The sequence below is a fragment of the Hyphomicrobium sp. genome (assembly GCF_019744875.1).
In the GTDB taxonomy this organism is placed as follows: domain Bacteria; phylum Pseudomonadota; class Alphaproteobacteria; order Rhizobiales; family Hyphomicrobiaceae; genus Hyphomicrobium_C.
The window spans coordinates 1-17963 of sequence record NZ_JAIETU010000003.1 but is presented as its reverse complement, the minus strand read 5'-3'; the positions used below and the strand labels follow the sequence as shown (position 1 = coordinate 17963).

Here is a 17963-nt window from a genome sequence, read left to right as displayed (position 1 = left end):
TTGCCGGGTGCGCCCGGCTAGAGTGGGGCATGACCAGAACCGGATTCTACTCAGGCTCGTTCGATCCCGTCACGCACGGGCACACCGACATCATCGAGCGGGCGAGCCGTCTCGTCGACCGGCTCGTGATCGGCATCGGCATTCACCCGTCCAAGGCACCGCTGTTCGACAACGACGAACGCGTCGAGATGCTCGAGGGCGAGACGCGCGCGATTGCGACGTCGTCCGGCATTCCAATCGAGATCGTCACGTTCGCCGACCTTGCTGTGTCGGCCGCGCAAAGGGCTGGTGCGAGCGTGATCTTCCGCGGCCTGCGCGATGGCACCGATTTCGACTACGAAATGCAGATGGCGAACATGAACGGGCAGATGATCCCGTCTGTGCAGACCGTGTTTGTGGCGGCGTCGCCTGAAGTCCGGCATATCGCCGCCAATCTCGTGCGGCAGATCGCTGTGATGGGCGGAGATGTGACGCCGTTCGTCTCGAAGGGCGTTGCGTTGCGGCTCGCGAACAAGGCCAAGCGGGCCAGTCCGGTTTAGAGGCCGGTCTAGCGTCCGGTCTTGGGTGACTGTTGCGGCCGGGTCTGGTTGCCCGTTTCGGGCAACACGGGTCTGGTTGCCCGTCTCGGGCAACGGGGCCATAAGAGAAAAAACGATGGCTCGCGCAGCGCGCGAAGCCGTCATGACACAGGGACGGGAGCGCTCATGCGATCGATCGGGTTACTGGCCTCGTTGATGATGGCCTTCTGCCTCGCGGGCTGCGGCGGCAACAGCGCTCCCCAGATCGGCCAGGTCCCCGCCGCCAACGCCGCGGGCGCCGGCAGCATGGTGACGACCGGTGCGACCGCCAATGACCCGTCGAATACGGTGATCATGGAGCTCAAGACCGGCAAGGTCACGATCCGGCTCCGGCCGGATCTCGCGCCGAAGCACGTCGAGCGCATCAAGATGCTGGTCAACGAAGGGTTCTATAACGGCCTCAAATTCCATCGTGTGATCCCGGGCTTCATGGCGCAGACGGGCGACCCGCAAGGCACCGGCGGGGGCGGATCGAAGTATCCGAGCCTCAAGGCCGAATTCTCCGGCCAGGCCTTCGAGCGCGGCACGCTGGGTGCGGCCCGCACGGGCGACCCGAACAGCGCCAACAGCCAGTTCTTCATCACGTTCGCCCACGCGCCCCATCTCAATGGGCAGTACACCGTGTTCGGGCAGGTGGTTGACGGAATGCAATTCGTCGACCAGATCGCAAAGGGTGAACCGCCGCCGAAGCCGGATATCATCGTGAAGATGTACATGGCGAACGGAACGCCCTAAGCGGACGTTCAAGCTTCGACGTTGGCGGCCGGATGCCACGGGCACCCGGCCGCTGCGTCATTCCATTCAACATCCACTGGAGTTCTTTAGATGGCCGATATTGCAGATGCCGAAAACACGCTGATCATCGAGACGACCAAGGGCCGTGTCGTGATCCAGTTGCGCCCGGACCTGGCGCCCAACCACGTTGCGCGCATCAAGCAGCTCGCGCGTGAAGGCTTCTACGACGGCATCGTGTTCCATCGCGTGATCGACGGCTTCATGGCGCAGACGGGTTGCCCGCACGGCACCGGCACGGGCGGCTCCAAGCTCCCCAACCTCAAGGCCGAATTCAACGCCGAGCCGCACGTGCGCGGCGTGTGCTCGATGGCGCGCTCCTCGTCGCCCGACAGCGCCAACAGCCAGTTCTTCATCGTGTTCGACGATGCCACCTTCCTCGACAAGAAGTACACGGTGTGGGGCCAGGTGATCGAGGGCATGGAGAACGTCGACAAGATCAAGCGCGGCGAGCCGGTGCAGAACCCGGACAAGATGGTGTCGGTGAAGGTCGCCGCCGACGCGGCCTGATCCTCAGAGCCGAGATCGGAGATGGGAAAGCTCATGTCACTGCATGCCCTCGGGCTCGCCACGCTGGCCTTGCTGGCGGGCGCCATGATCTCCGTGCAAGCGCCGGTCAACGCCTTGGCCGCGGCCAAGCTCGGCCATCCCTTGGGTGCGGCGACTCTGTCCTTCGTGGTCGGCACGCTGTGCCTGCTTGTGGTGACGCTTGTCGTCGCGCGCGAACAAGTGGCGTGGAGCGGTGTCGCATCGCTTCCGCCGCTGCTTTATCTCGGCGGCGTGCTGGGCGCGATTTTCGTCACGATCAGCCTGGTGCTGACGCCGGTTCTCGGCATCGGTGCCGTGATTGCTCTGGCGATTGCGGGACAAGTGATCGCCAGTCTGGCCCTCGACCACTATGGTCTGCTCGGCTTGGCGGTGCGGGAGCTCACGCTTGGCCGCGCGACCGGGGCGGTGCTGGCGGTCTTGGGCGCGCTGATGGTGCGTTTTCTCTAATGTCCGTCCGCAAGCGGCGGTGAAATGGCGAGGCGACGATGACGTTTGGTTCGTGGGCGCTCTGGAATATCGGGATCGGCGCTCTGATGGGGGCAGCCGGTGTGGTGCTGGCGGCTGTAGCCGCCCACCGAACGGCCGATCCGTCGCTGGCGACGGCCGCGCTGTTTCTCATCCTGCATGGGGTCGGCGCGATTGCGCTGACAGCGATTGCGGGCGGGACGCCCTGGCCCACCGTGCTGCTCGGAGCCGTCTCGCTGATGCTCGTCGCGGTCGCGCTTTTTTCAGGCGACGTCAGCTCGCGTGTGCTGCTCGGAGACAAGCTGTTTCCGATGGCGGCGCCGTTGGGCGGAAGCCTGCTGATCGGTTCATGGCTGATTGCGGCCGTGACCGCTCTTTTCGCTGCGATCAGGGGCTGAGCGTCCAGTCTCCGATCGGTGCGTCACGCCCACTTCGGCGGCTGCTCGGAGCCGGGGGGCGGCTCGATTTTGGGGTCCGGCGGCTGGTCATCCGGTGGGGGCACCGGGGCTTGCGTCGGATCGGGGCTCACCGGCTCGGGCGGCGTGTGCGGGTCGGGGTCGGTAGGCGACCGTTTCGGTTTGTTCGGATCGGGCACTGCGGCGCTCCAGCTCGGCAATGGGTGCGCTGAATAAACGCTGCCTTGCCTCCGGGGTTCCTGAGACCCACGGAATGGCGCTATGAGAGGCGCCATGCGTACCGATCTTTTCGAATTCGATCTTCCCGAGGACCGTATCGCGCTTCATCCGGCGGAGCCGCGTGACAGCGCGCGGCTGCTCGTGGTCGATCCGGCGCGCGGGGCCGCAGGAGATGGTCCGGGCGTCCTTCAAGACAGGTCCGTCCGCGATCTCGCGGACCTGTTGCGGCCGGGCGATGCCATTGTGTTCAACGATACGCGTGTGATCCCGGCGGCGCTCGACGGTGTGCGCGTGCGCAACGAGGTCGCGTCGCGCGTTTCGTTCAACCTGCTGCGGCGTGTGGACGATTGCCGCTGGCGTGCGCTGGCGCGCCCCGCCAAGCGGCTGGTCGTTGGAGACCGGCTGCGGTTCGGCGCGGAGACGGACGGCGCGTGCCTCATGTCGGCGCTCGGCGCGACTGTTTCGGATAAGCTCGACGCGGGCGAAGTCGAGCTGATGTTCGACCTCTCGGGGCCCGATCTCGATTTCGCGATCCAGGGCGTCGGATCGATGCCGCTGCCGCCGTACATCGCTGGGCGGCGTGCGCCGGACGCGCGCGACCGCGACACCTATCAGACGATCTATGCGGCGCGCGACGGCGCGGTGGCAGCGCCCACGGCGGGACTTCATTTTACGCCGGGTGTGTTTGCGGCGCTCGATGCGCGCGGGATCTCGCGGCACTTCGTGACGCTGCACGTGGGTGCCGGGACGTTTCTTCCGGTCAAGGTGGACGACACCGCCGATCACAAGATGCACTCGGAGTGGGGTGAGGTCTCGGCGGCAACGGCGGATGCGCTCAACGCCGTGCGGGCAAGGGGCGGGCGGATCGTTGCGGCGGGGACGACGTCGCTGCGCATTCTCGAAAGCGCGGCGTCGGCAGACGGAAAAATCCAGCCGTTCTCGGGCGACACCGCGATCTTCATCACTCCGGGCTATCGTTTCCGTGCCGTCGACGTGCTGATGACCAACTTCCATCTTCCGCGCTCGACGCTGTTCATGCTGGTGTCGGCCTTTGCGGGGCTTCAGACGATGAAGGCAGCGTATGCGCACGCGGTCGCGTCGGACTACCGGTTCTACTCGTATGGCGATGCGTCGCTTCTGTTCAGAGCCGAGGAGGCCGATCATGGATGACGACCTGGAGACGATGGAGCGGGCCGTATTGGTGGCGGAGGTGCGCAAGCTGCGTGCTGCCATTCGCACCCATCGTGACAGCACGGGGCACGACCTCTGCTGGCATCACCCGGCGCTCTGGGATCTGTTGCCGGAGAAAACCGATCCCGCGATCGCCGTTCCGCCGTGGGAGAAATTCATGCGCGGGTGCATTCGCTATCGCGCCTCACTCGACGCCCAAGCGCCTCATGCGCCCGTTCTCGACAAGGACTACAATGACTGACACGTCGACGACCGACACGGCCGCCACCAAGAACGGCGCGTTTCACTACCGTCCGCTCGGCCGCGATGGCCTGGCACGGCGCGGCGAGATCGTGACGCCGCGCGGCGTCATCCGCACGCCCGCGTTCATGCCGGTGGGCACGGTTGCGACGGTGAAGGCGCTTTATCCGGAGCAGGTGCGGGATGCGGGCGCGGACATCCTGCTCGGCAACACCTATCACCTCATGCTGCGCCCCGGCGCCGAGCGCGTGGCGAAGCTCGGCGGGCTGCACACGTTCATGCGCTGGGAGAAGCCGATCCTGACGGACTCGGGCGGGTTCCAGGTCATGAGCCTGTCGAAGATCCGCAAGATCACCGAGGAAGGCGCTCTGTTCCAGTCGCATCTCGACGGATCGCGCCACATGCTGACGCCGGAGCGCTCGATCGAAATCCAGTGCCTGCTCGGCTCCGACATCCAGATGCAGTTCGACGAGTGCATCGAGCTGCCGGCCGAGCGCAAGGAGGTCGAGCGCGCGATGGAGCTGTCGCTGCGCTGGGCCGAGCGGTCGCGCAATGCGTTCCTCGCGCAACGGGCAAGCGGTGGCGCGGGGCCGGGGCAAGCGCTGTTCGGCATCGTGCAGGGCGGCATCGACGCAGAACTGCGGCGGCGGTCGGCTGAGGCGCTGGTCGGTATGGATCTCGAGGGCTATGCGGTCGGCGGGCTTGCGGTCGGCGAGGGCCATGAGCTGATGCTCGCGACGCTCGATGCCACGCTGCCGTTCCTGCCGCAGGAGAAGCCGCGTTACCTCATGGGCGTCGGCACGCCGCTCGATCTGATCGAAGCGGTGCGTCGCGGCATCGACATGTTCGATTGCGTGCTGCCGACGCGTAACGGGCGCCATGGGCTCGCATACACGTGGGAGGGGCCGGTCAACCTGCGCAACGCCGTGCACGCCGACGATTCCCGGCCGCTCGACCTGCAAAGCACGTGTCCGGCGGCGCGCGAGTATTCGCGCGCGTATCTGCACCACCTGATGCGGTCCGGGGAGTATCTCGGCGCGATGATCCTCTCGTGGATCAATACGGTGTTCTATCAGGAACTCATGGCGGGCATGCGTGCGGCGATCGAGGACGGCCGTTTCGAGGCCTGGGCGGACGAGACGAAAGCGCGCGTCGTGGCTCCAAAGACGACGACTTGATAATCGCGTGTTTCGCAGAGAACTGCGGGACAGGATTGCAAATGTCATACGCCTCCCAGCGAGGCGCCAATCCGGCGCGCTCGGGAAAACTGGGAGACGCCCTTATGCGCCGTACTCGCCTTGCCGTACTGGTTCTTGCCGCTGCCGCCTTGTCCCTTCCCGTGGGCGCCCAGGCCGGCTTCCTCACCGATGTCGTCAAGGGCACCGTCAAGAATGGCGCGCGCCACGCCAAGCAGACCGCGAAGGATGCCGCTCAGCTCGGCGGGCTGGTCGCAGGTTGCGTGGCGCGCCGCGCCGTCGGACGCCAGTGCTGACGCAGTCGACCGCCGTCTACGCCAGCGGGGCGGCGTCAGCCATCTCGCGGGCGAGGCGGCGCTCACGCTGCACGAGGTAGACGCCGGACGCGACGATGAGCGATGCGCCGGCGAGCGTCCAGGCGTCGGGAAGGTCGCCGAACACGGCAAATCCGAACGCGACCATGCTCAAGATCTGCATGTACAGAAACGGCGCGATGGCGGAGGCGGGCGCCAGGCGATAGGCGTGCAGAAACAACCAGTGCCCCGTTCCGCCGAGGACGCCGAGCGAAGCCAGCAGCACACACGAAAGGGTGTCAGGCGGCGTGCTCCACGACGCGAAGGCGAACGGCGCGCCCGCAAAGGTGCCGACGAACATCGAATAGAAGAGCGTGACCAGCGGCGGGTCGAGGTGGGCCATGTAGCGCGTGAGCAGCATGAACAGGGCATAGACCGCCATCGCCGCGAAGGCATAGAGCACGGCGGGCGGTACGGCGCCGAGGCCCGGGCGCACGGCAATGACGACGCCGATGAAGCCGACGAGGATCGCGATCAGTCTGCGTTTTCCCACCCACTCGCCGAGCAGCGGGCCGGCGAGCAGGGCGACGACGAGCGGAGCGAGAAAGACAATCGTGATCGTCTGGTCGAGACGAAGATGCTCGAGGGCCAGGAAGTTGAAAGCCGTGGTGCCGACCATCAGCACCGAGCGGGCCATCTGCAGGCCTAAGCGGTTGGTCGTGAACAGAGCCTTGGCGCTCATGATGCCGAAGGCCGGCAACAACACCAGCAAAAGCACGAACTGCACAATGAAGCGCGACCACACGACCTGCGCCACTGACAAGCCTTCGCGCGTGACGAGGTACTTGGCGGCGGTGTCGAGGCCGGAGAACAGCACGACCGCGGCCACCATCAGGCCGATGGCTTTTAGGCGGTCGCGCGCGGTCTCGGGGGGGTGGGTCGGCGTGGTGGTTGTCATGGCACCGGAAATCGCACCAGGTGAGCGAGGTGCCCTCTCTTAGACCAAGGACGCCGGTTTGAGACGCGGCATTTTTCCGGGAGCGCGATTGGGGTGTGTGCAGGGCGCCTTCGGGGGCGGATCCGGGCGGAGGAAAGTGCTTTCCCGTGACATCTCGGCTTCCGCTTGCGCCTCGCCTTGACCCGCCGCGGGACCGCCCTTAGAAAGCGCACTCCATGATTGGCGTCCGCGGGGGGCACTCCGCGCTGCGCGGCTGTGGGCCGGTAGCTCAGCGGTAGAGCACGTGACTTTTAATCATGAGCCAATTGGCATAATATATAACACTTTCAACGCGAATTAAACACTGTCGGTGACGATTGTCGGGGATCGCTGCATCGGAGCGCGTGATTCCCTAGCTTTTTTTCCCCTTCATCGGCACCACGTTCCCGCTCGCCTCCGACAGGCTCGGCAGTGCCCGGAGAGCATCCTTCACTTCCCGGTCGTCCACATGCGCGTACCGCTGCGTGACGGCGATCGTTGAGTGTCCCAGCGACCGCGCCACGATCTCGAGCGGAGCGCCGCCCTGGCGCAGCCACGTGGCGTGCGTGTGCCTGAGATCGTGCCAGCGGAAATTGGTGATGCCCGCCGCCTTTCGCGCCGCCTCCCAGTGCTTCCGCCAGTTGGTCCGGTCGAACACGTAGACCTGGCTCCGGTCGCACTGCTCGATGATGGCCCGCGTCTCCGCGGAGAGCCAGACGGTGCGCTTGCCGGTCTTCCCCTCGACTTCCACAGCCCCGCGCTCCAAGCCCACGGCGGTCCATTTCAGGCCGAAGGTTTCTTCGCGCCGGCAGCCCGTGTAGACCGACCACTCGACCGCGAGGCGGATGTGGTGCGGGAGGAACGAGCAGAGCCGGACGACTTCCGCGAGCGTGAGCCAGCGGACGCGCCCTTTGGGCTCTTTCTGCCAGTGGGCTTTCCAGTCGATGTGCTGGATTTCAATGCCCCACGCCTTTTGCGCGCGACCCAGGACTTGGCGGCAGACCGCAAGTGTTCGATTAATGCCGCTCGCTCCCGCGCCTTGAGCGGCGCGGTAAGCAACAAGCTGCCCGACGTCGCTGGTCCCGTAGGCGGCCAGAATGAGATCCGGACCGCCGCTGGCAACAATCCACTTGAGGTGTCTTTTGACGTGTTCGGCCCAGCCAAGATTTTTCCCCTTTTCGATCCAGTAGCGTCCGCATCCTTCGTCCAGCGTCAGGCTCGCCCGTTTTGGTTTTCCGGCGCGAGCTGTGATTTCTTTCCGGTGCTCTCTGTCGAACGCCTCTGCGTCGCGGCGGGATGTTGTGCGAGTGCTTCGGATAGACCGATGCCCCCTGACAATGATCTCCGAGTACCAGTACGGCGATCCTGGGCGTTTGTAGATGGACATGGCTCGATCGCGTCCTTCCGATAAGCTTCGATGTCCCTGAGATCGTACCGCCGGAACCGCCCGACCCGCGAGAACTGAATCGGCAGCCGCTTTACGGTCTTGATGCTGACCCGCAAAATGCTGGCGACTTCCTCAATGTCGAGGAGCTTGTTCATTCCACGTTCTCCAGATCCGGGAGGGTCGCCAAGCCGATTGCAGCGATGTGGGTGGCGAGTGGATAGATGTCCTGCGCTTCGGGTGGCGCGTCTGACCAGTCCAGCACGCGAAACGATGAAATGACCCGCTCCATGCGAGGACCGCTGTAGCCAAGCGAGAGCGTCGCGCGCCTGCCAACACGACAGGTTCGCTCATTCCACCGCGGACCATAGGCGCGGTATTCCGTGTCCTTCGAATGGGTATCAAAGGCCCAGAACCAATAGTGGCGGAGCGGGATGAATAGGTTTTTCTCCGGGGCGGTGCTCATTTCAGGTCGTCTCCAGATCCGGGAGGGTCACTTCGGATTTCTGCGCTGAGCGGGCTATCGCCAGAAGCACGTCCCGAAACTCAATCGGTGTGGCGTTGCGGATTTTGGTTTTGTCCTTGCCGCCAACCATGGCGGTCATGCCGATGCGACGCGCCTTCGCGTACCCGTAGCGCGCCAGGGCAGTTGGGTGCAGGCGCTGTTCACCCTTCGACCAGTTCAATGCCGGCAAATCGACGTGCGCGGCGTAGAGCCAAGTGGGCTTGCGGCTCATGTGCCCATAGTGACCCTGCTCCACGCAGCAGGTCCATCCGCCCTGAAAGTCCGCAGCAACCCATCCCGAGCCGCGGTCGGGGCGGTTGAGGCCGAATGCCCGCCAGGCATGACTGTCCGCTGGGTGCTCAAGAACGCCACCCCAGCGGCGCACCGCAGCGAGCGCTGCCGCAAAGCAACCGTCATCATCTCCGAGTTTGAACTGGTGCGGCTTGCGTGTGCTGCCGTGCCAAAATCGGCCCCACCGCTGGCATGGAGGGTGCGCCACAACCGGATACGGCCCCCGATATCTGCGTGCATCGCGACCGATGTCCCACGGCGCCACGTCTTCAATTTCGAAATAGCAGCCATCCGTTTCAACGAAAAGCGCGGCGACGGTGCTCATGGTGTCTCCCGCCCCCCTGCGCTGGTAGGGCGATACCCCGCATCGTGAATGCGACGGGCTGCTTTGATGACCTCTCGCGACGCTTCGTCGTCAAGCTCCGCCCAGCCCGGCCAAATCAAGTCTGCGAGATCAGCGATTTCCGGCGGTATCATTTCTCTGCTCCCTCAGTTGAGGCGTCTGCGCCGAGAGCGCCACATGGTTCGGAAGGTTCGCCGTCGGTCATCACTTCAAGGCCACACGAAAACCGCCAGAACCCCCAGCCCGTATTGAACCCGGAAGCACCGCAGTCGGCGCACTTCACCTCTCGCACGTCGAGGTAGGCACCGAATCCGGCTCGTTGTTGGTTGGCAATGCAGACGGCGAGCACGTCGAGGCGTTGCTGGTCGCCTGCGGGCGGCAACTCGTCGACGCTGTGTGCGGCGAATTGAAACTCGGCACCGCGCTCAGCCATTTCCCACCTCGTCAGTTCCGCGAGCGCGGACCTTTTCGTTGTGAAATTTGATCGCGAACCGGGCCGAAGTCGCGGCCGGGTGGCTCCGGTACATGCATGCCGTCTTGGCTGGCGGTGTCGGCGTGCTGTTGAACCCGTTGTTGCACTCAACGTACCGCGCGCCGTCGTAGTCGTAGACCTCAAGGAAATCGGTCAGCCCGCACTTTGGGCAGGGCAGCATCTTGGGGTTAGTTGCCATTTCCCACCTCGTCAGTTCCGCGAGCCGTCTTGGCGAGAAATCGTCTGCGGTTGAATTCGCAGAGCCCGGCGTATGCGTGGGCGCGGCCCTCTGTGTCGGTGCCGTCCATGAGGCTCACGCGCATGTAGCCTTGAAGCTCGTGATGGAGCCGGTCTACTTCGGCGGGGTCGTCCAGATTGTATGGGCGCGGTTCTGACATGCGAGGATCGTCCTGCCTGGGTCGGTATTTGCTGCGGCGGCGGTTGCTCATTGGGGTTCCGCCACCTCGTCAGCGGCAGTAGTCAAGGAATCCTTGACTACTGCTCCCTCAGTTCCGCGAGCCGGAAAGCTAGGTAGCTTGATCGGTAGCCAGTGCGTGACGCGGCCGGTTCCACTGTCCATGTGGTCGCGCGCCTCAATCGCCCGAATGTCCTCATCCTCAAAGCCTTCGTTGTGCGTGCGCGCGAGCCCGGGATGGCGCCGATACCATCTCATTCCACTGTGGAGCTGCGAACCTTCAACGAGCACCCACACGGTTCCGGGCCGCTCGCCTGGCGGCGGCAGCGTGTCGATGTGGTTCCACGCCTCCCGCTCTGCTTCCACTGCATCTGCTGCGGCCAGGGGTGGAGAGGATGCGAGGGCGTCGAGAACGATGTCCCGCTCGCCGTTGAACCGTGGGTCGTCAGAAGCGTGCACTAGCCCGAGCGCGTCTGCTGCGGCCCGAGCTTGACCAAGCGTCAAGCTGAGGTGCGGCACGGTCGCGGGTAGGTGCGCATCGTCGGGCGCGTCCTTGTCCATGAGCGTCGCCCACAGCGCGAACGGTTCCAGCGCTTCCCTCAGTGCGTCCCCGTCTGTTGCGGGTGCACTCATTACGACCTCGACGAGATGCTGGGCCACTTCAATTTCTTGGAGTTGCCCGCGAATATAATTCCGGTCGAGCGGCTCGTTTTCCTGGCAACGAGCCAACGCGGCCTGCGCCCGTTCGAGTCGAAGCTCCAGCGCTCGCTTCAGATCATGCAGGTCGCGCACTTGCCCAGGCTGCCATTTCCATTCCCCGTCTGTTGCGGGCGGTGGGGGAGAGGCGGAGAGCATCGCGACGTAGCATGCGTCCGACCCACGGGAGAAGAGGTGAGCCCACGCGGACAGCATTGCCTTGGTAGGCTCCACCGGCACGAGAGCCCACCCCGCAGGCGCTCCCCCGGCTTGTGAGGCGCGGAGACGGGTGATCTGGTCTTCCATCCACACGGTCTCGTTCCCAATGCGGCACAGGTCGAGATACAGTTGCTTGCGTGCCCCGGCATCGTCTCCGATGTCCTCGCCTGCGACAAATGCGGAACCGCTCCACATGCGAATGGTGGAGTGCCATTCAGCGAGCGTGCTGAGAAGATCGCGCGCCACGTCTCTCTGTTCTTCTCGTGTGGTCATGGGGTGTCCTACTTCGTTTGCCGCTTGGCGATTTCCACCGCGCAGTCTTCTTCGTTGGCGCGAGCGAGCGCCTCCAAAGGACTCTCCATCCCGCGTCGCTTGATCCCGGCCATGTCAATCAACTCATCCAGCAGGCTGTCCCGAATGCGGATGTCGTGATTGACGATGGTGAATGAGCGCCCTTCGTCGTCGGCGTCGCCATCAACATCCTCGTCCCATTTGCTCTCGGCGTAGAGGTAGGTGAGGATGTCGCGGGCGGTGAATTTGCTTTCATCCTGCGCGCCTAAAAGGAAATCGTTGTTATCGCCATGGGTAGGTTCAGACATGGGGGACCTCACTCGGGCTTAGATCGGTAAAAGCGCCATGCAGCACCCGGCAAATCGACTGCAAATTTTGCGTGGGCTCTAAGGCCGCGCGGCGCAACGTATCGGTAGGACTCCCGCAAAAACCACCACATCTCTTTCATCGCGGTGCCCTCCCCATGTGGCTCTGCACGATCTTCGTCATACGTTTCACATCGCCCGTTGAGTTCCAGAGCGCGGCGGCAAGCTCAACCACGTCCGGGATGCCGTTTTCCCGGAACCACTTTTCTTCGTGACGTGAGCCGATGCGTTCGACTTCGTCGTGAGCCACACGGCACAGTGGCACCGCCCATCGATCGGTAGCCCGCATGCCCACGCCGCGTTCCTTTGCGGCAGGCCCGGACTTCAGATGATGGGGATCATTCGGCCCCGCGCGTCCCGTGACGCAGCACGGCAACTCTCTGATGAGAGCGAGGTGCTTTTCGCAGTTCCCCTCACGTCTCTGCTGTGCCGACGGTTTCACCTTCGTCCTCTCCCGTACTGGTGGGCGGAAATTTGCGAGACCTGCCTTGGGGTGCTTGATCTGGGAGGCCATCACAGTCCCACGAGTTTCCGAGCGTCGCGCTCAACCAGTTTGAACGTGACCTGAAGATCCTCGAAACCGAGGCCATGTTTCGCTGCGGTCTGTGCCATCTCCAACCGCTGCCGGTAGCAGATGAACGGCTTTTTCGGGGGAGCGCTTACGAACATGCGCTGGCTCGATGCCGTAGCGCTCGACATCGGAGGCGCATTCGCAGATTGGACAGTCTGTGGTTCTGTCGAGATCGAAGGTAATTCCATGGACGTCACACCTCGTTATCGCCATCGGACGGGTCCTTCATGTCGTTGATCGTGAAACCGCGGTGCTCCATCACGTACCGGACGGCACGAACCACGGCGGCGTCGTTGGGCAGCTTGTCCAACTGCCAGTTCATCTCGCGGATGACCGCAAGCTCGGCGTCCAGCGGCTCCAGCTTTTCGCTCATCTCCCGGATCATCCGGGGGAACTGCAGGACGTTGCGGATCGTCGTCATGCTGCAGCCCTCGTCGTTTGGAATTTGGCTTGCAGCTTCGAAAGTGTGCTCGCTATCTCGGCCAGGAAGTCTTTGACGGCCGCTTCCATTTCGGTGATCCGGTGGGAGTCGCGCTCAACGCGTCGGATGAAAAACTGCATCTCAGCGGGCACGCGAGGATCGAACGAAACGAAGTCGCACCACTGCCGGCCGGTGCACGCCATCTGCCACTGCATCTGCTTGGCGTACTTGTCCGGAATAGTCTCCGAGAGCAGCGTTTCGATATGTGTTGCAGTAAGCGGGCACTTCACCTCGATCAGACCGTGGTCGCCCACAAGTCCGTCCGGGGACGCACACGCCATCTCGATAGTGGGATGCAGCACCAGCCCCACGGACGTGATCTCTGCATCACGCAGGAACGCATAGCCATTGCGGGCGTCTTCCTCGTTCTCGGTGCCCCACGCCATGGCGGCGTTCGTGTACTTCTCGGTCGGCGTCCCGGTCAGGCGCTCTACGATAAGCTCGGCGGCATAGTTCGCGCGAGATGCGCCCCAGCCGGTTTTCGTGGTCGCCAGCATGTCGGCCATGCGCGAGGCGCTGACCATGCCGAGGCGTGCGGATCGCCACTCGGCGCTGCCCTGTTCGAGGTCAAGCACCTTCATGACGCCCGCGCCCGACTGCGGAGCGCAGCCTTGGCGTCCTCGAACTTGGAGGCCCGAATGTCGGCGAAGCTTTCGATCTTGGCGAACTTGCAGAACTTCGCCTTGTCGGCGCCGAGATCGTCGGCGAGCGCTATCAACTCGGCAAGCTGGTCCTCGGTGATGAGCGAGCCATCGTCTGGCGCGCCGGCGGCCTTGCCGTCGTCGTCGCTTGATGCAGCGAGCCCGAGCATTTGCACCAGCGTGTAGCGCTGGAGATAGGTGAGGGTGGAGCCGATGGCCTGGATGGCGTTCTTGCTGCCGGACGCGTCAGCAGGACCGGAGAGCGTTGTTTCCTCGTAATGGCCGGCCTTGTGCGCGAGCACGCAGGTCACGCTTATTTTCTCGCCCTGCTGCGTCCGGAAGCGATACGACAGTCCGTGCCTACCGAGGATCGGGTCCACCTCTTTTGCGATGGCGCCGAAGTCCGCGTATTTTTTGCTGTTGTGGCCGGTTGCGTTGCGAGCGATGGGCTTGATGTCCGCCTTGGCGTCGGCAACGGCTTCATCGAACGCCTTGCGGGCTTCGTTCGCCTCCCAACGCTCCTGCAGCGTCATGAGCTTTTCGAGTAGGTCCATGCTTGCGCCGCGCTCGATGGCCTGCGACAGCATCTCCATCGGGGTCATGGCAGCAGCCGGCGGCGATGCTTCGCGCCTAGCGACGGCCTTGGCTTCGGTTTTCTTGACCGGCTTCAAAGCCTCGACGTTGGTCTGCTCGGTGTGCATCACTTCCACTCCTGCTGTGCGAGCCAAGTGTTGAACTCGGCTTTAAAATCACTCGGACCCGATAGAAGCGTGAACAGCCACGCCGTTCCGATGATCACGCCCACGATCACGAAGGTTGAAAACGCGTCGTCCGTGAAGGTCGGGTTGTGCTTGCGTTCGAGTGCGCGCCGTTCGCGATCAGCCCGCCGTGCCCGTGCTGCGTTGAGGTCGATGACCATGTGCGTGCTCCTAGAGCTTGTCTCTGCGCCCGCAGACGCCGAGTGCGAGAAGAACGATTCCGAGGGCGACGCCCCAATCGAGTGCGATCATCTGTGTCTCCATCTGAGATCCCGCGCGGCGTGCTGGCTGTTGCTCCAGCGTCGGGTAGGGGCCGACTTGCCGCGCGGGAATGACTCAACCTGCCATCGCCATCACGAGCATGGCCAAAGCGACGCCGACAAACACAGCGCTTCCGGTGCTCACCGCCGCAATGGATGCGGCCTGCTTGAGAGCTTCCATTTCCATGTCCCCCCGGACACATGAGTTCTACGCTGACGCCACTTGGACGCTACTGATCTCGATCGCGGCGCTTCTCACTCACCATCTTGCCGATCGCGAGAAGTCCAACGAAAATTCCAATCATGATCCCGCAGAGGAAAAACAGGGCTTCGGTCATTGCGGGTCTCCGATCTCGATCTTGTCGCCCGGGCCGATCATCGGCAGCAGGAACAGTTCGATGTGAAAGCGGAGAAGGTCGAGGTTCTGGGACTGGACCACGGGAGCGATGCGCTCGCCTGCGGAGTCGGTGAGGGTTGCCGTGATCACAGCACGCCTCCGTGTGTGGCGTGCTCGTCGCGATCGGTGCGCGGGCGCTGGCGAGGCTTGTCGAGCAGGTAGTCGTCCCAAAGCTCAGAGAGCTTGTGCCGGTAGGTGTCCATCGCCCAGTCGCGAATCTCTGCGAACAGCGGGTGGGATTGGGAGAGCTTCTGCCAGGCCAAGCCATGGCGCGCTTTGTGTTCGATGAAGCAGCGGGCGATGTACCAGTCCGCGTCGCGCTTCGTTTCGTCGGGCTCGATCTCCACGGCGCATTCGAGGTCGTGGGTGTAAAGGCTATCGCCTTCGATCTTGGTGTAGCCCGGCATTGTGAATTCGTGGCGCATGGCGTCCTCGTTCTTGCTCTCGGTGCTCGGGAGACAGAGCGGCTGACCCTTTGCCGCTCTGCCTCCCTCCCCACGCCGGGTTGCCCCGGAACGAAAATTTTTAAGAAAGCTGCGGCGCGGGCACTCGGCCCAGACACTCGACCATGCCGTCCGCGAGCCGTTTGAAGACGCGACGCCGGGCGTAGGCGTCGGCGTCGGCGTAGGCGTAGGCGTCGGCGTCGGCGTCGGCGTAGGCGTCGGCGTAGGCGTCGGCGTAGGCGTAGGCGTCGGCGTCGGCGTAGGCGTCGGCGTCGGCGTAGACGTAGGCGTTGGCGTCGGCGTAGGCGTCGGCGTCGGCGTAGGCGTAGGCGTAGGCGTAGGCGTCGGCGTCGGCGTAGGCGTAGGCGTCGGCGTCGGCGTCGGCGTAGGCGTAGGCGTAGGCGTAGCGAAGTTTTGCGCGCCACTCGTCGCGACTTGCGCGGTCTCCCGCCAGCGCGCGCGCATGCAGGTCACGCAGAGCTTCGTGGGGGGCCGCATCGCGCTTGCGCAGCGCGGCAACTTCAATCGCGAGCGGTGCGACGATGTTCGCGTGCCAGTCGTAGACGACCGTGAACGGCACCTTGCCGTCGATGCGCTTCAACTCGGCGTAGAAGCGCGTGCCCCAGTCCTTTGCGTCTTCTTCGGATTGATTGTCGAAGAACCGCGGGACCATCTGGGCGAGCCAGCGCGGCATGATCTCGGCCGGGCATTTGGCCGGATCGTCGACGTCGCTCCCGAGCACGCCCAGTGCACATGCGAGCTGACGTCCATCCTTCTCGGTGTGCCAGGCGGACTGGACGATCCGGTCTTCGCCAAGGAACGCCATGTAGCGGTCGTAGGCTTCGGCTGCGGTGTGGGCGGCGTCGTTCATATTGAGCCCTCTGTCCTCTCGAATTGCGTGCCCCGGCGGGCCTTTGGGAAAGCGCTAAAGGAGGAAGCGCGCCCGCCGGGGATCACCTGCGCTATCGGGGAGAAGGAGTGCGATGCGCCCCCGGTGATGTCCAAATCTGTAATTGGAAGCTTCCAAGTCGTCAAGAACAAACTTGGAAGTTTCCAATTTTGTGTGCGTAACTCTCTCGCACACGCGAGCGAAGGCGGTCGACACGCTCGGGAAAGGGGCCTACTTTTCCGTAGTCAGAAAATCTGTCGGGGGTCCAGATGCGACGAGCGGCGTTGACGGTATTGCTCCTGTGTCAGCCGGCGCTGGCGCAGCAGGCGGCCTTTGGCACTGGAGAAATACGCGCGCTCAACAACCTGCAGAACGAACTGCTGACGTGCGCGAACTACTTTTTGCTGGTTCAGCGCTGCGTGATGAACACGCCGACTACGCCGCCAGAAACGGTTGTCGGCTACAGCCGTGCCGCAGACGCGCTAATCCAGCGCGGCTGGATGGTGGGCAAAATGATCGAAATGACAGAAGACGCTATGCAGTCGCGGATGAAAGCTGAGGGCGCGGCGATGATGACCCTCGTCAACGGCAACTGCGTCAACATCGCTTCTGCGATGACCAGGTACTCTGAGCGCTGCCTCACAGTATCCAACGAAGGTGATAAAGTCTTGGCCGACTACCTCTCAAAGGAGCAGCCGGATTAGCCAGTTCCGCGCAGTATTATCTGCACCGGCGCAACCCACTTAATCTTGATATCCTGTATGTCGTCTTGCGACGGATCAAACGACTTCAGCGTGTATCGGCCACGCATTGAACCTTTTGCTAAAACCTTAAACAGTTTTTCACCTGCGTCGGTCTCGACGATGCAATCGGATCCAATGTGGTTGTCAAAGTGCCGATACGACGGCGCTCCCGAAACCACGTCCCCCCTGCGATACCCAGAACTGCGATAATCGTTGGTCTCAACTTCCAGCGTGACTAACGTCTGAGACAAAAACGATAAAGGCAGCTCCCGGGGTCTCCCGTCGGCCTTCTCCGCCCACATTTCGTTTGCCTTGATGCGGTGTTGAACAGTCAACCTTAACCCGTCAGGCGCGCCTTCGCCAAGCAATTCAGACACCGGCCAATGCACGGCTGCCGCCAGCTTCATGATCGTGTCGATCTTAGGTTGCTGCGCTTTGCCCCTGTTCCGGTCCGTAAACCACGATCCACTTAGCTGCGCACGCCGGATCACCTCCGCCTCGTTGAGGCCGAGGCTTTCCATTCGTTCTATGAGGCGGTCGTACCAGTTGTCAGGCATGACCGCTTTTTAGTCCTCCACAGCGGTGCCCGTCCCCGTGGAAGCATCCCACTTGCAGACTTGGACGCTTCCAATTATAGTGCCCGACATGAGCGATCCTACCCAACTTCTCGCAGAGATCGAAGCGTTCATCATCCAGCACGAGATGAATGCAACCCAGTTCGGCGTTCTCGCCAAGAACGATAGCGCGCTCGTGTTCCGTCTGCGTGAGGGCGGCGATGTCTACACCAAAACGGCAACCGAGCTTCGCCGGTTCATGGAGAACTACCGGCGCCCTTTGGAACGGGCGCGTCCTGAGCGACGCGCAGCACACGCTTAGGGGGGGGG

The 17963-nt window shown here is 63.5% G+C and carries 29 protein-coding genes and 1 tRNA gene; 12 read left to right on the top strand and 18 right to left on the bottom strand.

The window, feature by feature from the left end; genetic code table 11:
- Positions 1-29: 29 nt before the first annotated feature.
- The 9 genes from coaD to K2Y42_RS06875 all read left to right on the top strand — a co-directional run bounded on the left by coaD (position 30) and on the right by K2Y42_RS06875 (position 5942).
- The gene (coaD, locus tag K2Y42_RS06915) at positions 30-539 is read left to right on the top strand and encodes a pantetheine-phosphate adenylyltransferase (protein WP_291150322.1); all 510 of its coding nucleotides are present in this window, start codon (positions 30-32) and stop codon (positions 537-539) included.
- Between the two features lie 285 nt (positions 540-824).
- Complete coding sequence (locus K2Y42_RS06910; protein ID WP_291151421.1) at positions 825-1313, top strand: peptidylprolyl isomerase; 489 nt, start codon at positions 825-827, stop codon at positions 1311-1313.
- Between the two features lie 99 nt (positions 1314-1412).
- A complete protein-coding gene (locus K2Y42_RS06905; RefSeq protein ID WP_291151418.1) occupies positions 1413-1880 on the top strand; it encodes a peptidylprolyl isomerase in 468 nt (155 codons plus the stop codon).
- A 33-nt stretch (positions 1881-1913) separates the two neighbouring features.
- The gene (locus tag K2Y42_RS06900) at positions 1914-2366 is read left to right on the top strand and encodes a DMT family transporter (protein WP_291150320.1); all 453 of its coding nucleotides are present in this window, start codon (positions 1914-1916) and stop codon (positions 2364-2366) included.
- A 38-nt stretch (positions 2367-2404) separates the two neighbouring features.
- A complete protein-coding gene (locus K2Y42_RS06895; RefSeq protein ID WP_291150317.1) occupies positions 2405-2782 on the top strand; it encodes a DUF423 domain-containing protein in 378 nt (125 codons plus the stop codon).
- 291 nt (positions 2783-3073) lie between these two features.
- Positions 3074-4189, top strand: a complete 1116-nt coding sequence (gene queA / locus K2Y42_RS06890) for a tRNA preQ1(34) S-adenosylmethionine ribosyltransferase-isomerase QueA (RefSeq protein ID WP_291150315.1) — start codon at positions 3074-3076, stop codon at positions 4187-4189.
- Positions 4182-4451 (top strand): hypothetical protein, encoded by a 270-nt coding sequence (locus tag K2Y42_RS06885; protein ID WP_291150314.1) that lies wholly within the window; start codon positions 4182-4184, stop codon positions 4449-4451. Before queA ends, K2Y42_RS06885 begins: the two co-directional genes overlap by 8 nt.
- Positions 4444-5628 (top strand): tRNA guanosine(34) transglycosylase Tgt, encoded by a 1185-nt coding sequence (gene tgt, locus K2Y42_RS06880; RefSeq protein ID WP_291150311.1) that lies wholly within the window; start codon positions 4444-4446, stop codon positions 5626-5628. Before K2Y42_RS06885 ends, tgt begins: the two co-directional genes overlap by 8 nt.
- A gap of 104 nt (positions 5629-5732) precedes the next feature.
- Positions 5733-5942: a hypothetical protein gene (locus tag K2Y42_RS06875; RefSeq protein ID WP_291150308.1), complete on the top strand. Its 210-nt coding sequence runs from the start codon at positions 5733-5735 to the stop codon at positions 5940-5942.
- A gap of 16 nt (positions 5943-5958) precedes the next feature.
- On the opposite strand, the gene K2Y42_RS06870 is transcribed toward K2Y42_RS06875, so the two are convergent.
- Positions 5959-6897, bottom strand: coding sequence for a DMT family transporter (locus K2Y42_RS06870; protein WP_291150306.1), 939 nt, complete (start codon positions 6895-6897; stop codon positions 5959-5961).
- Between the two features lie 259 nt (positions 6898-7156).
- Here K2Y42_RS06870 and K2Y42_RS06865 point away from each other — a divergent pair.
- Positions 7157-7317 (top strand) — tRNA-Lys (locus tag K2Y42_RS06865).
- Here K2Y42_RS06865 and K2Y42_RS06860 read toward each other — a convergent pair.
- The 16 genes from K2Y42_RS06860 to K2Y42_RS06785 all read right to left on the bottom strand — a co-directional run bounded on the left by K2Y42_RS06860 (position 7289) and on the right by K2Y42_RS06785 (position 16318).
- Positions 7289-8302 carry a site-specific integrase gene (locus tag K2Y42_RS06860; protein WP_291150304.1) on the bottom strand — a complete coding sequence of 338 codons (1014 nt, stop codon included), beginning with the start codon at positions 8300-8302 and terminating at the stop codon, positions 7289-7291. The two genes, K2Y42_RS06865 and K2Y42_RS06860, sit on opposite strands and share 29 nt — an antisense overlap.
- 151 nt (positions 8303-8453) lie before the next feature.
- Positions 8454-8765 carry a hypothetical protein gene (locus K2Y42_RS06855; RefSeq protein WP_291150302.1) on the bottom strand — a complete coding sequence of 104 codons (312 nt, stop codon included), beginning with the start codon at positions 8763-8765 and terminating at the stop codon, positions 8454-8456.
- A gap of 1 nt (position 8766) precedes the next feature.
- On the bottom strand, positions 8767-9420 hold the full coding sequence (locus K2Y42_RS06850; protein WP_291150300.1) for a hypothetical protein: 654 nt from the start codon (positions 9418-9420) through the stop codon (positions 8767-8769).
- A 148-nt stretch (positions 9421-9568) separates the two neighbouring features.
- Positions 9569-9871 (bottom strand): hypothetical protein, encoded by a 303-nt coding sequence (locus K2Y42_RS06845; protein WP_291150297.1) that lies wholly within the window; start codon positions 9869-9871, stop codon positions 9569-9571.
- A gap of 227 nt (positions 9872-10098) precedes the next feature.
- Complete coding sequence (locus K2Y42_RS06840) at positions 10099-10308, bottom strand: hypothetical protein (RefSeq protein ID WP_291150295.1); 210 nt, start codon at positions 10306-10308, stop codon at positions 10099-10101.
- Positions 10309-10355: 47 nt separating this feature from the next.
- Positions 10356-11513, bottom strand: coding sequence for a hypothetical protein (locus K2Y42_RS06835; protein WP_291150292.1), 1158 nt, complete (start codon positions 11511-11513; stop codon positions 10356-10358).
- Positions 11514-11521: 8 nt separating this feature from the next.
- Positions 11522-11839, bottom strand: a complete 318-nt coding sequence (locus K2Y42_RS06830; protein WP_291150290.1) for a hypothetical protein — start codon at positions 11837-11839, stop codon at positions 11522-11524.
- A 136-nt stretch (positions 11840-11975) separates the two neighbouring features.
- Positions 11976-12338 (bottom strand): hypothetical protein, encoded by a 363-nt coding sequence (locus K2Y42_RS06825; protein WP_291150287.1) that lies wholly within the window; start codon positions 12336-12338, stop codon positions 11976-11978.
- 71 nt (positions 12339-12409) lie between these two features.
- Complete coding sequence (locus tag K2Y42_RS06820) at positions 12410-12595, bottom strand: hypothetical protein (RefSeq protein ID WP_291150284.1); 186 nt, start codon at positions 12593-12595, stop codon at positions 12410-12412.
- 65 nt (positions 12596-12660) lie between these two features.
- On the bottom strand, positions 12661-12888 hold the full coding sequence (locus tag K2Y42_RS06815) for a hypothetical protein (protein ID WP_291150281.1): 228 nt from the start codon (positions 12886-12888) through the stop codon (positions 12661-12663).
- Positions 12885-13529, bottom strand: a complete 645-nt coding sequence (locus K2Y42_RS06810; RefSeq protein WP_291150277.1) for a lambda exonuclease family protein — start codon at positions 13527-13529, stop codon at positions 12885-12887. Before K2Y42_RS06810 ends, K2Y42_RS06815 begins: the two co-directional genes overlap by 4 nt.
- Positions 13526-14290, bottom strand: a complete 765-nt coding sequence (locus K2Y42_RS06805; RefSeq protein ID WP_291150274.1) for an ERF family protein — start codon at positions 14288-14290, stop codon at positions 13526-13528. The genes K2Y42_RS06810 and K2Y42_RS06805 overlap by 4 nt, the downstream gene beginning before the upstream one ends.
- Positions 14290-14508 (bottom strand): hypothetical protein, encoded by a 219-nt coding sequence (locus K2Y42_RS06800; protein WP_291150271.1) that lies wholly within the window; start codon positions 14506-14508, stop codon positions 14290-14292. The genes K2Y42_RS06805 and K2Y42_RS06800 overlap by 1 nt, the downstream gene beginning before the upstream one ends.
- Positions 14509-14941: 433 nt before the next feature.
- On the bottom strand, positions 14942-15094 hold the full coding sequence (locus tag K2Y42_RS06795; protein ID WP_291150267.1) for a hypothetical protein: 153 nt from the start codon (positions 15092-15094) through the stop codon (positions 14942-14944).
- Positions 15091-15429 carry a hypothetical protein gene (locus tag K2Y42_RS06790; RefSeq protein WP_291150265.1) on the bottom strand — a complete coding sequence of 113 codons (339 nt, stop codon included), beginning with the start codon at positions 15427-15429 and terminating at the stop codon, positions 15091-15093. Before K2Y42_RS06790 ends, K2Y42_RS06795 begins: the two co-directional genes overlap by 4 nt.
- 100 nt (positions 15430-15529) lie before the next feature.
- Entirely contained in the window at positions 15530-16318 is a 789-nt protein-coding gene (locus K2Y42_RS06785) for a hypothetical protein (protein WP_291150262.1), read from the bottom strand.
- A gap of 302 nt (positions 16319-16620) precedes the next feature.
- On the opposite strand from K2Y42_RS06785, the gene K2Y42_RS06780 reads away from it, so the two are divergent.
- Complete coding sequence (locus K2Y42_RS06780; protein WP_291150257.1) at positions 16621-17040, top strand: hypothetical protein; 420 nt, start codon at positions 16621-16623, stop codon at positions 17038-17040.
- Here the strand turns inward: K2Y42_RS06780 and K2Y42_RS06775 are convergent.
- Entirely contained in the window at positions 17037-17636 is a 600-nt protein-coding gene (locus tag K2Y42_RS06775; protein ID WP_291150255.1) for a hypothetical protein, read from the bottom strand. The two genes, K2Y42_RS06780 and K2Y42_RS06775, sit on opposite strands and share 4 nt — an antisense overlap.
- Positions 17637-17724: 88 nt before the next feature.
- Between K2Y42_RS06775 and K2Y42_RS06770 the strand changes: the two genes are divergently transcribed.
- The gene (locus K2Y42_RS06770; protein WP_291150253.1) at positions 17725-17955 is read left to right on the top strand and encodes a hypothetical protein; all 231 of its coding nucleotides are present in this window, start codon (positions 17725-17727) and stop codon (positions 17953-17955) included.
- The last annotated feature ends 8 nt before the right edge of the window (positions 17956-17963 follow it).